Origin of the sequence: Ensifer canadensis, from assembly GCF_017488845.2 — a bacterium.
Classification (GTDB): domain Bacteria; phylum Pseudomonadota; class Alphaproteobacteria; order Rhizobiales; family Rhizobiaceae; genus Ensifer; species Ensifer canadensis.
In genome coordinates this window covers 2,145,604-2,160,699 of record NZ_CP083370.1, presented here as the reverse complement: position 1 = coordinate 2,160,699, position 15,096 = coordinate 2,145,604, and the positions used below count along the sequence as shown (strand labels likewise).

General features: G+C 57.2%; 12 protein-coding genes. 8 read left to right on the top strand and 4 right to left on the bottom strand.

Translation table 11 applies throughout. The features are described from left to right. The first annotated feature begins 38 nt into the window (after window positions 1-38). Together J3R84_RS10595 and J3R84_RS10590 are read left to right on the top strand one after the other, a co-directional pair. Window positions 39-389 (top strand): competence protein CoiA, encoded by a 351-nt coding sequence (locus tag J3R84_RS10595; protein ID WP_225906578.1) that lies wholly within the window; start codon window positions 39-41, stop codon window positions 387-389. 13 nt (window positions 390-402) lie between these two features. Further along, window positions 403-861 carry a hypothetical protein gene (locus J3R84_RS10590; RefSeq protein WP_225906577.1) on the top strand — a complete coding sequence of 153 codons (459 nt, stop codon included), beginning with the start codon at window positions 403-405 and terminating at the stop codon, window positions 859-861. Between the two features lie 147 nt (window positions 862-1,008). Here the strand turns inward: J3R84_RS10590 and J3R84_RS10585 are convergent, their stop codons facing one another. Beyond that, on the bottom strand, window positions 1,009-1,641 hold the full coding sequence (locus tag J3R84_RS10585; protein ID WP_203530060.1) for a hypothetical protein: 633 nt from the start codon (window positions 1,639-1,641) through the stop codon (window positions 1,009-1,011). Between the two features lie 595 nt (window positions 1,642-2,236). On the opposite strand from J3R84_RS10585, the gene J3R84_RS10580 reads away from it, so the two are divergent. The 4 genes from J3R84_RS10580 to J3R84_RS10565 all read left to right on the top strand — a co-directional run bounded on the left by J3R84_RS10580 (window position 2,237) and on the right by J3R84_RS10565 (window position 6,577). Beyond that, on the top strand, window positions 2,237-3,832 hold the full coding sequence (locus tag J3R84_RS10580) for a trypsin-like peptidase domain-containing protein (RefSeq protein ID WP_239637555.1): 1,596 nt from the start codon (window positions 2,237-2,239) through the stop codon (window positions 3,830-3,832). Between the two features lie 158 nt (window positions 3,833-3,990). Next, window positions 3,991-5,151, top strand: coding sequence for a homoserine kinase (locus J3R84_RS10575; RefSeq protein WP_203530059.1), 1,161 nt, complete (start codon window positions 3,991-3,993; stop codon window positions 5,149-5,151). A 17-nt stretch (window positions 5,152-5,168) separates the two neighbouring features. Next, window positions 5,169-5,909, top strand: a complete 741-nt coding sequence (locus J3R84_RS10570; RefSeq protein ID WP_203530058.1) for a GNAT family N-acetyltransferase — start codon at window positions 5,169-5,171, stop codon at window positions 5,907-5,909. Window positions 5,910-6,034: 125 nt separating this feature from the next. Beyond that, window positions 6,035-6,577: a helix-turn-helix domain-containing protein gene (locus J3R84_RS10565; RefSeq protein WP_207932895.1), complete on the top strand. Its 543-nt coding sequence runs from the start codon at window positions 6,035-6,037 to the stop codon at window positions 6,575-6,577. Between the two features lie 121 nt (window positions 6,578-6,698). Here J3R84_RS10565 and istB read toward each other — a convergent pair whose 3' ends face one another. The 3 genes from istB to J3R84_RS10550 all read right to left on the bottom strand — a co-directional run bounded on the left by istB (window position 6,699) and on the right by J3R84_RS10550 (window position 12,705). Then, window positions 6,699-7,454, bottom strand: a complete 756-nt coding sequence (istB, locus tag J3R84_RS10560; RefSeq protein WP_203530155.1) for an IS21-like element helper ATPase IstB — start codon at window positions 7,452-7,454, stop codon at window positions 6,699-6,701. A 12-nt stretch (window positions 7,455-7,466) separates the two neighbouring features. Continuing rightward, window positions 7,467-8,978, bottom strand: coding sequence for an IS21 family transposase (gene istA / locus J3R84_RS10555; RefSeq protein WP_373688562.1), 1,512 nt, complete (start codon window positions 8,976-8,978; stop codon window positions 7,467-7,469). Window positions 8,979-10,593: 1,615 nt separating this feature from the next. Beyond that, the gene (locus tag J3R84_RS10550; RefSeq protein WP_207932894.1) at window positions 10,594-12,705 is read right to left on the bottom strand and encodes an NACHT domain-containing protein; all 2,112 of its coding nucleotides are present in this window, start codon (window positions 12,703-12,705) and stop codon (window positions 10,594-10,596) included. Between the two features lie 160 nt (window positions 12,706-12,865). Here J3R84_RS10550 and J3R84_RS10545 point away from each other — a divergent pair. After that, window positions 12,866-13,965 (top strand): IS3 family transposase gene (locus J3R84_RS10545; protein WP_144239139.1). Its coding sequence is split into 2 segments (ribosomal slippage): window positions 12,866-13,118 and window positions 13,118-13,965, totalling 1,101 coding nucleotides; the frame shifts between segments, so codons are not numbered across the junction. Between the two features lie 609 nt (window positions 13,966-14,574). Beyond that, window positions 14,575-15,039, top strand: coding sequence for a hypothetical protein (locus tag J3R84_RS10540; RefSeq protein WP_203528222.1), 465 nt, complete (start codon window positions 14,575-14,577; stop codon window positions 15,037-15,039). The last annotated feature ends 57 nt before the right edge of the window (window positions 15,040-15,096 follow it).

Below are 15,096 nucleotides of genomic sequence, written 5' to 3'. Positions count from 1 at the left end.
GTCGTTTCTGGCGCGGCTCATGGCTGTTTGGAGATGCAATGAAGTATGCCCTCGTAGAAGGAATCCGTCTGGAGGCGACGGCAGGCGTTCGCGGCACGTGCCCCGGATGCTCGTCGCCCATGATCCCCAAGTGCGGTCTCAAACGACTGCGCCATTGGGCTCATAAGAGCACCGTCGCCTGTGACCACTGGTGGGAGCCGGAAACCGAATGGCATCGCGGCTGGAAGAACCAGTTTCCTACTGAGTGGCAGGAGATCAGGCATATCGCGAGCAACGGCGACGTCCATATAGCCGATGTCAAAACGGCGGGCGGTAGCGTCCTTGAGTTCCAGTATTCAGCTATCACCCCCGTAGAGAGGGCATCTCGTATAGCGCGGCGATCAGGATGAGACGAATCTCACCTTGATTGCCGCCGCGCAATCTCGCGAGGCCTTCTATGGCCGCATGGCGTGGATCGTGAACGGCAATCGGCTGAAACGCGATCTGCCGTCATTCCAAGAGGCGCTGACCTATGCTCCATCGGCGGAGACTAAGGCACGCGCATGGCTTCTGTCGGATCAAACCTCGGCGATCATCGGACGCTGGAGGGGAGGCAGTCACCCCGTGTTCCTGGATTTCGGCGACGCTGACTTTTCGTCGCCTTGGCTGCCTTCTACGGGATTGATTTGGTGGCTGACCTACATTCCCCGCGGGCGCGTCATCACAACGCCTGTCCATCGGCAGAGTGTCAGCGACCATTTCCTCTCCGGCGCGCTTATACGTGGCTTTGCCAGCCCCACGCAGCCTCCGTCTCGGCGATCGGGATTTCCGGGGTTCGAGGCATACCGTGCAAGAAATGATGCCCGCCGATGGAGGTTCTGACCACAGTTCTCGTAGATCGTCGCCCATGTGACAAATCAGGCGACGCCGTGACCGAAACCCAGCACGACCGAGATGATGAACAGCGATATGGCTACGGCATCGCCCCTTGCTTGAGAGAGGGGCGATGCCGTTTCATGTGGCAATCAACTAGGCTTCGGCCAATTTGTCCGAAATCTCTTGGATGACTTTTCTGACTTCCGAGTGGGTTTCAGTGTCGTGAACACCGCTGTAGGTCACGGACGCGCCATTCCAGATGCTTCCTTTCGTGACAAGCATCACCTGGCCGTTGAAGAGCCGCACCACATTACGTGCGGTGTCCGGAATGTCTTCTTCATCAACACTTCCGCGTTCAACGTAGTCGCCACCTCCAAGATCGAGCAGTTCTTCTTGCCGCCAGGCACGAGCGCGCTCGGCTCTTTCGTCATCACGGGCGACAGCAGGCGGCAAGTCATCGAGTTCCAGCATCAGGAAGGACTGGGCCGGATCGGAAGCGAGCCGCTCCAGAACCAGACGACGAGGCTTAGCGATGATTGCGGAACCGCTGAAGACCTGGAATTCGATGCAACCGCGTTCGACACTCTTTCTGACAGACAAGAAGTCGAAACCGCCACCAGTCGGTAGATGGGCGTGGTTTTTGTTTGAGCCCATAAAAGGAGACATAACACGGACAATATCGTCGATGTCGTCCCAAGAAATTGTCGCATCGCCGTCGGATGCAAACTGATTGATTGTGTCCACCCACAGGGAGCGGGCGCGAGTGTGAAAGTCGCTAGAATTCATAGCTGCTGATGTCCTTGCATTTGGTGGGGGCGCAGGCTCATTCGCACGCGAAGGCTGCGCTTGGCGTGGAGAAAAGTCTGGTAGCCGGCGATGCTGGCTGCCTCATCAAGCGCAGCTGTGTGCTTCTATCCGCTTTGCAAGTCTCTTAATTCCGTCGATGGACGAGGGACGAACCTTTGGGGTCGGCATGCCGATTCTCCAGCTCCAACGAGTGTCGCCCGCTCCACTCCCGAGCCCGAACCAGACATGGACGGGTAGGGATCATTTCGACAGTGCCGCTAGCAGCTTTGCGTTGACGGGCGTCAGGCTCCTGTCGTGAGCCTCTACCAAAATAGTGTCCTCAGTTCGCTTCTACAAGTGCCCTGACCGCGACGTACGCGACCGCGTGTTCTACTTCCGATCGAAAACCCTGTTGAAACAATCCGGAAGGCCGTTCAGGCGCTATCCGTCTGTCTGACCAGTTGGTATTGGATTCGGCACGAGGTCTCCCCTCGCATACGCGCTGTAGGAACTGCGGCGTAAGAGCGAATGTATCTACAATATCGTGCGCGCCACGTATGCCTGAATGCACATGGCGTGATTGGAGGGAGACCTCGTGCCACACCCCTTGCGCGTTTTCGGCGGCGTCAGCTTCCGCGTCCGCATACCTTCGGAGATGACGGACCTCACCACGTTTTTAGACCACCTTTGTCTGTCGGAAGCCGAGCTGCGCAAGATTTGGTGGTTCCGGGGGCGGATGTACAAAGACTTTCCCCTTCTTTCGAAGTCCGGTAAACCCAGAATTATCAGCGCGCCTGATCGGCGGCTGAAAATGCTACAGAGGACGATCGCGCCACTTCTCGATCAAATCTACTCGCCCAGAAATCCAGTCCATGGATTTGTCCCGGATCGATCCGTCAGGACTAACGCGACCTCACACCTGAAAAGTAAGTTCGTCGTAAATTTGGATGTCGAACGCTTCTTTCCGTCCATTTCTGAAAACCGTGTTGCGGGTCTTCTCAAGGCCGTCGGGATCGACGAGTCCGTCGCAGTCGTGGTTGCTCGTCTGTGCACCAACCAGGGGGTCCTTCCGCAAGGTGCGCCGACCAGCCCGGTGTTGTCGAACATGGTGTGCTTCAAACTCGACAAGGAACTTCAAGCGATCGCCAAGGCGGCACACTGCATTTACACGCGCTATGCCGACGACGTCACGTTCTCGAGCTATCAGCCACCTGGAGGCCTGTTCGCTGAAGGCGTTCCTCCGACAGGCAATTTTGTCCCGGACCTGCTCTCGCCGAGGCTGATCGGGGCGTTCACGAACAACGGGTTCAAGCTCAACCCGAGCAAATCGCACTACGGCGACAAGCACAGCCGCCGGATAGTGACCGGGCTCAAAATCAATTCCGGTTTGAACGTTGACAGGCGTTTTGTCCGGAACATAAGGAGCACTCTGTATTCGATCGAGACCCTGGGCGCAGATACCGCGCAGAAGAAATTCGAAGTCGAATACGGAGGGAAGTGCCGCCTTAGCCAACACTTGAAAGGTGAGATTTCATGGCTTGGAAGCGTAAAGGGGCAATCCGACCCAATCTTCCGTGCGATCGCTGCCCGCTTTAATTCCTCGTTTCCTACGCAGCCCATCAAGGTTTCACCGACCCGCGCGCAAATCAGGAGTCGAGCCGTATGGGTGATCGAACACTTCGAGGGCAAATTTGCCCAGGGAAGTGCTTTCTTTTTGAAAGACGTGGGTTTGGTTACCGCCGCTCACTGTATTGAGGAGGCGCTTGGACAAGAGATCGATGTCTATCATCCCTCGAAGCCATCGAATGTTTTCAAGGCACGGGTCAAACAGCATCACACCGTCCGCGACCTTGCGATCTTGGACCACGAGATTCCTGCTCACGAATTCTTCGAGCTCGAAATGGCGACTAGAGCGCCGTCACTCGGAGACGCGCTGACGGCGGTCGGATATCCAGGTTATGGACCTGGGGACAGTTTGAATGTTCGTTCAGGCCACATCAGCAGCTTCGCGGTAAAGAGTGCGGTTCCGCTTATCGAGGTCACACAAAAGCTAACCCAGGGCATGTCGGGAGGGCCAGTTCTTGATGACGAAGACAGGGTAGCTGGTGTCATTCACAAGGGTGGCCCCGAAGAAGGCAGGGACTTCGCAGTCCATATAGATGCTTTGACAGCTTGGCTCGATGGGCGCTAGCCCGCGCGGACATGCGGGAGAGAGGACGGGTCTCGATCCGAGGCTTGTTGCCGAAACTAGGGTACCTTGATATCGCGGGAGTTACCTCGCGGCAGAGTTGAGCTGCGTGTTCGACGAACCTATATGCAGGGGACACTGTCTCCAGCATACGGCATTTCATGACCCTCGAGGAATTCACGGCGCAACTGAACGGCTCCACCTTCTGGAAGGAGTTCACGTTCTCCCAAAACCAATTTTCGCCGCGGCCTGGCGACGAAATGGAGTTGGCCGATAATGTTGTCTGGCTCGGAGAAACTGCATTCGTCATCCAGATGAAGGAGCGGGAGAAGCCGACCGACGAACCGGACGTCGAACGACGCTGGTTCAAGAACAAGGTCCGCGGGAAGGCGATGAGCCAGATCAAGGATTCGATCGGCTTTCTCCGGGAACACCAGAGCATCTCGATCACCAACGGACGGGGCCGCCGCTATGAGATTCGCGGGGCTGACATCCTGCACCTTGAGAAGATCGTCATCTACGTCGCAGGCCCATCGTTGCCTGAGGAGTGCAGGTCTGTCCGTTATCACGTCAGCGAAACAGCGGGCTTCGTCCACGTCTTCGAGCGGAACGACTACAGCTTGGTCGTCGAGACGCTCGCGGTTCCCGACGAAATCCGCCGCTACTTTGAATACCGCCAGAAGGCGCTTCTCACGCTCGCCGAGACCAAGGTGGCGATTGTTGAGGCGGATGTCTTGGCGGCTTACCTGTCCGACGAGGTGCTGCCGTCGCCCCAATCGCATAAGGCGCTGCATCGCTTGGTCGACGACGCTGACCAGACCGACCTTTCTCCGATCATGAATCGCCTCGCCGATCACATTCAGAATCCTGACGATAGCGGCGACTACTCCCGCATCTTGCTGGAGTTCGCGAAGCTGCCGAGGTCGGCGTGGAGAGCCGCCAAGCAAAGGCTGGACTTGTCGATCGAGGCGGCCAAGCGCGGACGGTTCGAACAGCCGTACAGGTTCTATTTTCCTGCGACGGATTGCAGTTTCATGTTTTCGCCGTTCCCGCCTGGGAAGCCTACGACGGGATTTGAAGGGGAACTGGCTCGCAGGACGGGCCTCCAGACCCTGACGGAGGCCGCGAAGTACATGAGCAAGGCAAGCCGGGGTATCGGGGCCCTCGTCTCGAAGGATGGTGAGTTCCTACATCTGGACTGGTGCTTGGTCCACGAACCCTGGGAATGCGATCCTGAGCTCGATGCCCTTTTGGCGTCGAACAACCCGTTTCGCGATGTGAGGGAGAAGCGGATCGACGGATTTTACTTCGTCAGCGAGTAGGTCAATCGTGGGGAAACATGCAGGACATCGTTATTCGGAAGGCCACTGCAAAAGACGTGGCTGATATACGGGGCTGGCTCGAGCTCGAGTATCAGGAAACCGGCGAAGGCTTCTTTTGCAATTGGCGAGTAATTGAAGCCATCCACGACGAGGCCATGCTTGATGTCCTCGTACTCGGCAGCGAGGCAGTAGCCTTCGTCGCCGACGGGCGGAAGGGACCGGACATCGTGGCGGTCCGTCCTGATCTCCGAGGCAGGCGTCTCGGTCGGCTCGCAGCCGAACACGCGCTCCAAAGCGCGTATGATCGCGGAAACAGCGTCGTTCACATCGAATGCGCTCCTCCGACATCCATCCCGTTCTGGCAAACGATGGGGTTCACCATGCTCGCGGACCCCGATGGCAATCGAAGGAATACGCGAGCCTACAAGACATTGCCGCGCAAGCTCATTGCGCCGAAGGGACAGCCATTGTCGTTTTCGATAAGGCTTTATCCAGAGCAGCGCGACTGGAGCAAAAACACGGAACCGCTCGCTGAAATCGCGGGAGTAGGCTCTAAAGTCGGCAACACCTTGCATCTTCCCGAGAGAGCGATCCTTTACCATCCCCAGATCGAAGCCAACTTCGACAGCGTTATTGGCGTCCAGGTCGGCGGTCAGGAAGTATTCGAAGGGAAGGTAAAGCGGCCAGCCGCGGAGCTGTTGGGGGTCGAAATGGACCCTTGCCGCGAATACTACATGGACCGGATCATCGTGGCTTGATGAGGATGTAAGGGGCGCGGGCGACGCGCAAGCGTTGTCCGCACGGCCCAGTGCTGAAGGATTTTCGAGACTCTTTTCCTCGACGCATCCAGGGCATCTTCCGAGGATCGAAAGGAGATTGCTCAATGAACGTATCAGATATCGTTGAGAAGATTGCCCAGATGCCTGAGCGCCGGACGGATGTGCCGACGCGACCACCGTTGGAAGTCGTTGCTTTCGTCGTAAGGTGGTCACGCAACCTGAAAAATTGGAAGGTATCGACGCTTGCCGACTTCGCTCGCGTCTCGATCTCAACTGTCGAAAGGGTGGAACGTGAAGAGAGGATGAGCGAAGAGGCCCTCGATAGGATCGCGGTCGCGCTTGGTTACGAAAAGGGGGCCTATCACGCACCCCGGATACCCCTCGGACCAGAGAAAGCGTTTGAAAGCCTTGTCGAGACCTACGGCCACCTCGAAGAGGTTGCCGTCTCTCCTATGAAAACCCACCGTGCGATCCGCGAAGCCGCCAAATGCGATGGCATCCTCCTACACAGGCCGGATGTCCCGCAAACGTACGATGACGATATCGCCAACCTTGCCGAATACCTGGACCTCGCATCCTTCGTTTTAGCTGAGTGGATTGAGAGTTCTTTCGACGACGATGCGTATTCCGATGAAGCCGGCCATTGATTCCGATTTGAAGCCGGCCAGTCATTCCGATTTCATTCCGGCCGGCGTTCCGATTTGAAGGCGGCCATTTCTCGGACTGATCCTGGGTCTGTTTGATGTTTGGATCGGGTTTTGTTTCAGGTCAAGTTTGAGGTGTTTCAGCGGCGACCAGCGGACGCTGTTTTCGCATGCTGTCGCCGGTCAGATCGATGCGGTATGCGTTGTGAACGAGGCGATCCAGAATGGCATCGGCGAGCGTTGGGTTTGCAATGATCTCGTACCAGTGATCCAGAGGCACCTGACTGGTGACGATTGTCGAGCGACGCTCGTAGCGGTCTTCGATGATCTCGAGGAGGTCACGCCGCTGATCATCGTTGAGTTTTTCCGGTCCCCAATCATCAAGAATAAGCAGGTCGGTCTTGGCGAGGGATTTGAGGATCCTGCCGTATCGCCCGTCGCCCCTTGCAAGGGCAAGAGTTGCAAACAGCCGCGGGACGCGGTGATAGGCGACGGAGAAATCCTCGCGGCATGCTTTGTGGCCGAGTGCGCAGGCCAGCCAACTTTTGCCAACACCGGCTGGCCCGGTGATGAGAAGACTGTGGTGCTTGCGGATCCAGTCGCAGCCGGCAAGCGCCATGAACAGATTGCGATCGAGGCCGCGTGCAGCACGAAAGTCGGCATTCTCGATCTGCGCGTCGTGGCGAAGCTTGGCAGCCCTGGCGCGGGCTTCGAAGCGCTTCTGTCGACGCATGGTGGCCTCGCGTTCGAGCAACATGGCAAGCCATTCTGCATGCTCGAGGCCACGTGCTTCTGATTGTGCATCGAGCTCCTGGAAAGCGGCTGCCATGCCGTAAAGGCCGAGTTCGCGCAGCATGTCGATGGTGGGGTTGATCAGCAATGGTGTGTCTCCTCAATGAAAATAATCAGGGCCACGCAGGTTGGCGTGATCGATAATGGCGGTCGGTTCGGTGGAATGGCGCGCGGCCTTGTGGTTGGCGATGAGCGAGGCAATGCTCTTGCAGTTCAGTCCACCGATCTCGACGGCGCGGGCTGAAACGGCCTCAGCCCGATTGCGTTCGATGTCGCGAAACAGCCGCAGGACACCCAGGCATGTTCGAAAGCCCTGTTCGGGATGAGGACGGCTGGAAAGAATTGCGATGACCAACCCTTCGGTCTGAGGGCCGATGGATGCGGCCCAGCGCCGAAAGCGATCCGGTGTCCACTCGGCATAGCGCCGGTGGGAACTGGGCATATGATCCGGATCAGTTCCATGGCGAGGACCACCATAGCGGCGCTGATGCACGGCAATGCGCTTGCCGCGGTGGAAGATCTCGATGGTGCGTGCCGTTGCCCTCAGATCGACCTGCTGGCGAATGAGGCTGTGCGGCACGGAATAAAAGAAAGTCTTGAACTCGACGTGGTAATCCGTCGAGACGCGGACCAAACGCCATTCGGCGAATTCGTAGTCTTCGCTCGGAAGACTTGCGAGTGCGGCACGCTCAACGCTCTCAAACAGTTGCCGGCGACTGACGCCCAACCGGCGCATGACGTGGCCGTTGATGCGATCGAGTGCCTGGCCAATGGCAACATTGGCCTCAGCAAGCGAGAAAAAGGTCTGATTGCGCAATCGCCCCAGAATGCAGGACTGGGCAAACCGGACGCCATTCTCGACTTTCGATTTGTCCTTCGGCCGTCGCGGCCGTGCCGGAAGAACACCGACGGCGTAGTGCGATGCCATCATGCCGTAGCTGCGGTTGATCTCGGGATCGTAAAAGCTGGCACGACTGACGCCTGACTTCAGATTGTCGGGAACGATCAGCCGGGGAACGCCTCCAAAGAAACGAAACATCCGGACATGCGAGCCGATCCAGTCGGGGAGCGTTTGCGTCCAGGTCGCGTCCGCATAGGTGAAGCTGGATGCGCCGAGCACCGCCACGAAGATCTCTGCCTCGCGGATCTCGCCGGTCTTGCGATCGACAATCGGGATCTTCTTGCCGGAATAGTCGACGAACACCTTGTCGCCGGCCGCATGCTCCTGGCGCATCGTCGGCGAAAGCCGCTGCTCGAAACCGCGAAAGAGTTCGCAGAAGCGACTGTAGCCATATCCTTCGGGATGCGAGCCACGATACTCCTCCCACAGGATGAGCAAGGTGACACCAGGCTTCTTGAGCTCGACAGCAAGATCGGCCCAGTTCGGCTCGACGCGTCTCCTCGCGCCCTGTTTGACGCCGTTGCGAGTGAAGAGCTTGTTCGCAAGCGCATCGTCGGTCAGTTCGCCCGGCAAGGGCCAGGTCAATCCAACCGCTGCTGCGCGCCGCAGATTATCCTGCACCGTACTGCGCGCTATTCCCAACACGACGGCAATCTCGCGGGAGCTCGTCCCGCTTCCGGCAAGCCGCAGCATTTGTCGTAACTGTCTCATGGTCAGCCTTCTCTTTGCCGGCATCAAAATCTCCACGTTTGTCGTGGTGTAATTGATGCCAAAGTTGCTGACCCAGGAGGTAATGTTCAGTGCCGAAAACCGGCCGGTCTTTGATTGGAACGGTGGCCGGCTTCAGATCGGAATGGTGGCCGGTCTTTGATCGGAATGGCGGCCGGCTTCACGTCGGAATCCGCAGACGACGAGCCGTCGAAAGCTGTACAACGACATCCTTGACCACATCAAAGGGATGGAGAGGCGGGGGCTGACCGTACTCAGCGGCGTTATGCCTGTGCCGCAGCCAGAGCTTCCAACTTGGAAGATCGCGGTCGTTTCGGTCACGCCAAAGCTTACCGACCCGGGCGCAATCAAACGGAGTCATGTGTACGTCGACAAGCGAAGCGTTGCTCTGCCTATGGCAGGCGAACCTTGAAAACGGGATCAGCCCAACACATCTACAGGCCATCACCCGTTATCGATGGCTTGCCGCAGTGACTTCGTCGCGCGCGACGCTGTCCGGGTCTACGAAGGGCGCTCTCCAGAGATGGATCGAGCGCCCTTCCGTTGTTCAAAGCGAGGTTTTACATCGATAGTCCCGGGGTAGATTCGGCGTGTCGTCGAACTGACCGAGTATTTTCGCGGGCATGTGTCTTAGCAGAGCATCTGAGTTGTCCAAGCCAAGCGCGAGGGCCGTCTTCACAGTAAAAAGCTCTTTCAATCGAACGGCGGCTGCTTGCGGCACCTGAAATAGGCCGAGCCACTTGTAAGTATCGGCGTTTTGACGCGGTAGAGCCTGCTTGAACTCTCGCTGCGCTCCCTCCGCAACGAGGGGAGCAATGACTGATATCCTCTCGTACTGAACGTCAGGAGAAGGGTGAGCGTGGGTCAGCATCGATTCCAGCATTCAAAGGTATGTGGCGGCGAGTTCAATTGTTTCCGGCGGACACGAAGCTAAGTGCTTGATTCACAGCGGTAGCCAGTTCAGTCGTTTATGGCGGGCCACAGCTGCGGAGACCGTGATCTTACTTGGTGCTGTCCGTATCATGGACACACTTGCGGAGACAGATACATGACCTGCGGGGGGATGAAACAAGCGGCGTCGATACGGATCAAGTTTCACACGCCCGGACGTCGACAAGGCTACCGGCGCGACAGCGCCTCGACCCGCTACTAACTGTCGCCCGCCGCTGTCGGCGCGGGCCTTCGCCGCCGCCGTCCGGTCGCAGTGGGCGATCGAGAACTCGCTGCACTGGGTCCTCGATGAGACCTTCGGCGAGGACAGGTCGCGGTCGCGGCGCGACTACGCCGCCGAGAACCTCAACGTCCTGCGGGGCGCGGCGGCGTCCTTGCTGTCGGAGGTCCCCGACCGCCTTTCCATCCGCCGACGTGATCGGTGCGGCGCGAGCGGGGAATATCTCGAGGCGATACTCGCCGCCAGGCCAATCCTCCGCGCCGTTCTCGCCTTCATCAAAAGCACTTGGCCGGCCTGGGAGCGAGAATATCAGGCGGAGATGAGCCGTCGGAAGCGGAGCACAGCTCAATGACAGCTGGCGTGCGTCATTCGGGTCAACGCGGCAGCCGCGCGATGCCTTCGTACAGGATCAGTGTCGAACCACCGTCACGTCACACCCACAGTTAAGACGTCACGTGCTGCCTTCTGATCCTTTACGCTGATCCCTTCGAAGATTTCGGTGAACTCCAAGCGTGCGGGCGCGGGATCGGTGAGCTTTTCGAAACTTGATGCGTCAATCACGATCTTGGGCGATCTCTTGTCCCGAACCTCTTCGAAGGCCCGGGCATAGTCAAAACTGACAATTGGCTGGCCGTCTTTCGTCATTTCTGCCGCTATCCTTGCAAATCGTACAAAGACGTATTCTCCGATATTCTGACGGGAGTATGAGTACTTGGTCATGTTCATACCTGACCCGGAAACAGCTCGGTTCGGCCATTGCACGGTTTTCGCGAGTGCTTGCAGGAGACCAACCAGTACCTCGCTGTCGAACCGCATTCGAAGGAGGTAAAGTGCGAAATACAGCGCGGTCTCGCGATGTTCCTGATTTTTCGAACTCAGGTCCATTGTGATCATTCGCTTGAGCGCAGGGACGTCAAATACCTCGGCTCGGAAGAATCCGTAATAGCGAAGCAGCACCTGGATCGGGACCTGAGCGTCAGCTAACCCTTTCTCCTCGCGGTACTTGAATATTTCCTCAAGTAGCAGCTGGGGAATCTCCCCGCTGAACCGCTGCATCCCCCTGTCAACATACGCCAGGAACTCTTGATAACCTGGGCTTTGTCTAAGGAACGCCAATATCTCTGGATTTAGGTTTTTGAAGATCGATTGGACTGGAATGTCGTGTTTTTCGGCGCTCTCGAGCCTGCGCGCGACAAAAAACTCCAAGAATGATCGATGGGAGAAGTAATAGTTCTGCCCGAACTTCCGCTCCAGGAACGACCCCGTGAAAATTTCGCGGTAAAGCGTGTCTCGCTCGTAAGCGGGGTCGTCGAGAAGGTTGCGCCCTATGATCGATTCGGGCACAGAATCAGCTGTAAAATACAGACGCCGCCCATCAAAGGAGTCCCAGAGCCACCATGCGATGCGCTCGATGATCCGCTCCCGTTTTTCGGCGTCGATCTGCTTTCGAACGATCTTCTCGCCTTCGCGCTCGCTAATTCTAGTAGCCGCGATTGAATAGAGGCCGTAGGTGGTGAAATTCTCGAGCTTCACATTCGGATCAGCCGCGATGTCAGCGTAGATTTTGAGGTGAACGGGTCGGTGAAGATCGCCGTTTGCCCTAATTTTATCGAAGTCTGTCACACGATCGGAGACCCACATCTCGATCTCGGAAAGGTCAGTCAGTTCGACGGGATGATGTCGACGAAGATATCTCTCGAGAAATCTTGTAACCTCGTCGTCCGAGAACTGTGCCAAGGCGAGTTCGGAGTACCTGGGTGCGCCCGGTATGCGAATCACGTTTTCGCCCGCTATCCGCTGGCCCCGCAGTATCCAGGCGTGCTCGCTATCGGAGAGAAATGCGTTGGGTCTTCCCGCAACGATAATCTTGGCCCTACCTTCCAGAAGCGAGTGTATCTGGGAAAAGTTGTACTTGAAGTCCGCCCAGGACAGTGCGTGCTTCATTTCGTCGAAGCCATCGAAGATGACCACGAACTTCCCTGCACGGTTCAACTTCTTAAATTTGGCGAACGAGTAGTTTTTCGTATGGTAACGGCCGGCCAACGTCTTGGCGATGAGGCCGTCCACATCCGTCTGGGTTGCGATATCGGACAGCCGAACGTAAATCGGGACCCTGGAGGAGGGGTCGTCGAGATAGCGGTCTGCCAGTTCCCTCGTAAGGAACTTGCAGTATGAGGTCTTTCCCATCCCATAGCCGCCAAGGATTGCGACCGGCGTCTTCGAAGGATCGGCCACCCACGCAATAATGCGTTTGTGGAGTTCGTCGCCACCTTCGATCGAGGACTTGATATAATAATTCTCAAGGTCGCCTTCGCTGAAAAGGTCGCGAACCTCCCGGCAGTACCGACGGAAGCCGAGGAGATTGTCTTCGAATTCTTTGATGGAGAAAATTTCCAGCCGACCGCGCCTATCTTGAGCGTAAGCCTTCGCCTCCGGCGAGTAGTCGAGCCTTGAAATGACGAAGACACCTGTAACTTCGCCTTTCTCGTACAAAGACATGTAGTCGGCCCAGATCGCGTTCAGTTCCCCCTGCGACATGTTCTTGGCGAGATTTTTACATTCGACAGCGATCCTTTGCGGACGGAACTCGTCGTCCGTTTGCAGAAGGATGTCGACTTTTTTGGTGCCGATGCTGACCTGAGACCCTGAACTTCCTCCAAATTTTGGTAGAGTCCGTCACATTGAGGAGACGGACGGAATGAAGCGTGCACGGTTCACGGAACAGCAGATCATCGGGATACTGAACGAGCAGGAGAGTGGCCAGAAGACGGCCGATGTCTGCCGCAGGCATGGGATATCGGAGGCAACCTTTTACAAATACAAGGCGAAGTATGGCGGCATGGATGTTTCCGACGCCAGGAAGCTAAAGGCTTTGGAAGATGAGAATGCCAAGCTGAAGAAACTGCTCGCCGAAGCAATGCTGGACAACGCGATCCTGAAGGACGTCGCATCAAAAAAATGGTGACGCCCGATGTGAAGCGAGATGCGGTGGCTCATGTCTGCAAGGAGCATGGTGTGAGCCAGCGTCGGGCGTGCGAGGTTTTGTCCATTGACCGGTCGAGCATGCGATATCGCAGTATTCGGCCTGATGACGCCCATATCCGGGATGCCATGAAGAAGGTAGCGTCAGAGCGCCGCCGTTTCGGCTATCGGCGCATCCACGTGATGTTGGATCGGCAGGGTATCGTCATGAACCTGAAGAAGCTCAGGCGGCTCTATCGGGAAGAGAAGCTGACCGTCCGCAAACGCGGCGGGCGCAAGCGTGCCCTGGGAACCAGGCGGCCGTTGGGATTACCATCGCGTCCCAATGAGCGCTGGAGCCTGGACTTCGTTAGCGACGCCTTCACCGATGGTCGCCGCTTCCGCGTCCTGGCCGTTGTCGACGACTTCACCCGTGAGTGCTTGGCGCTAGTCGCCGACACGTCACTCTCAGGGCTGCGGCTTGCTCGGGAGTTGGATACGATCATCGCACGGCGCGGAAAGCCAAGGACCATTGTCTCTGACAATGGCACGGAAATGACCAGCATGGCCGTTCTCAAGTGGTGCCAGGGCACACACGTCGAATGGCATTACATCGCACCTGGCAAGCCGATGCAGAACGGTTTCGTTGAAAGCTTCAATGGCAGCTTCCGCGACGAATGCCTCAACGAAACCCTCTTCTCATCGCTGACACAGGCGCGGACGGACATCACAGCGTGGAAGGAGGACTACAACCGAAACAGACCACACTCATCGCTCGGAAATATCACACCCAGCGAATTCGCAATGAAAATGGCTATGGAAAAACAGGCCGCTTGAAGTCAGATTGAAACCAACGACTCTCCTGAAAAATGGAGGGAAGATGGGTCTCACGTCAATGCGGATTTCACGCGTTATTTTGTGGCCTTCCGCTTCGAGAAGATCGATCACCTGGTCGCGGAGCGCGTCACCGATTTGGGTGGTGGAGCGAGCTGTGCGAGCGCGTACGTCGTCATGTCTGTCAGCCAAATTGTTCCCCCAAGTGCCTAGCGCTCACCTATGTTTGTTCAGTTATCAGAAGGTTGCTGATGGTCAAGGGATCGCAACCCAGCGACGCCGAGGTTGTCGAATCCCCGTCCACGCGGGCTCGGAGGCTCTGAGGCAAAGGGACGGGGGTGGTTCCGTCTATTCAGGGTCATGACCAAGCGCGAACGATACGTCCACGACCGGCTGCCTGTGCTGCCTCACAGTGACGAACACGAGCAGTGGCTTCAAGGAAGCTTCGAGCACTCATGGTAATGCGGTCGCAGACAATCTCGACACGGCTTCTACAACGCGAGAGGCACGCCCGCGACCCGGCAATTTATAGTCAACATTGATTAGTTGTCTGTAATTGAGGGTTGCCGAATATTCTGGTAAAATATTCGCGCACTAATTGTGGAGGGGGCCATGCGCAAAGTGGTTTTGACGCTAATTTTTGCCTCTCAATGTTTGGCGTCTGGCCTGAACGCAGCCGAGGTCAAACGAGAGAAGATCGCCCAGTGGGGCGATCCTTTGACTCCGCCCCAAAGCCGCACGAGTTGCATTGGGTACGCAAGCGGTGACTGGCCGTGGGGCGGCGGTTGGAAGACTTGCAACGAATGGAAGACCGAGTGGCGACACATGGAGGTGGAAGCCTTTTTGGTCGTGTCAGGCCCTGATGACTTACACGACGCAGCTAAGAAAGCGACCGAAGAGTGTATAGCCACTACAGCAGCGGCGGCTATCGGGGCTGGTTTTGCGACCGGGGGCAGCGCGGCTCTCGCCGCAGCCAAGGTGGCATTTCCGGCTTGCATGGCAACGAAAGGTCAGCAGATCGCTGACGAGTACTCGTTGAATGTGGAGACTCTCAGTTACTGGACCGACTGGGGCTAGCGACGTGTCTTAGCCTTTGGAACGTCGCATCGATCGGTCGCCACGCAAACCCACGGC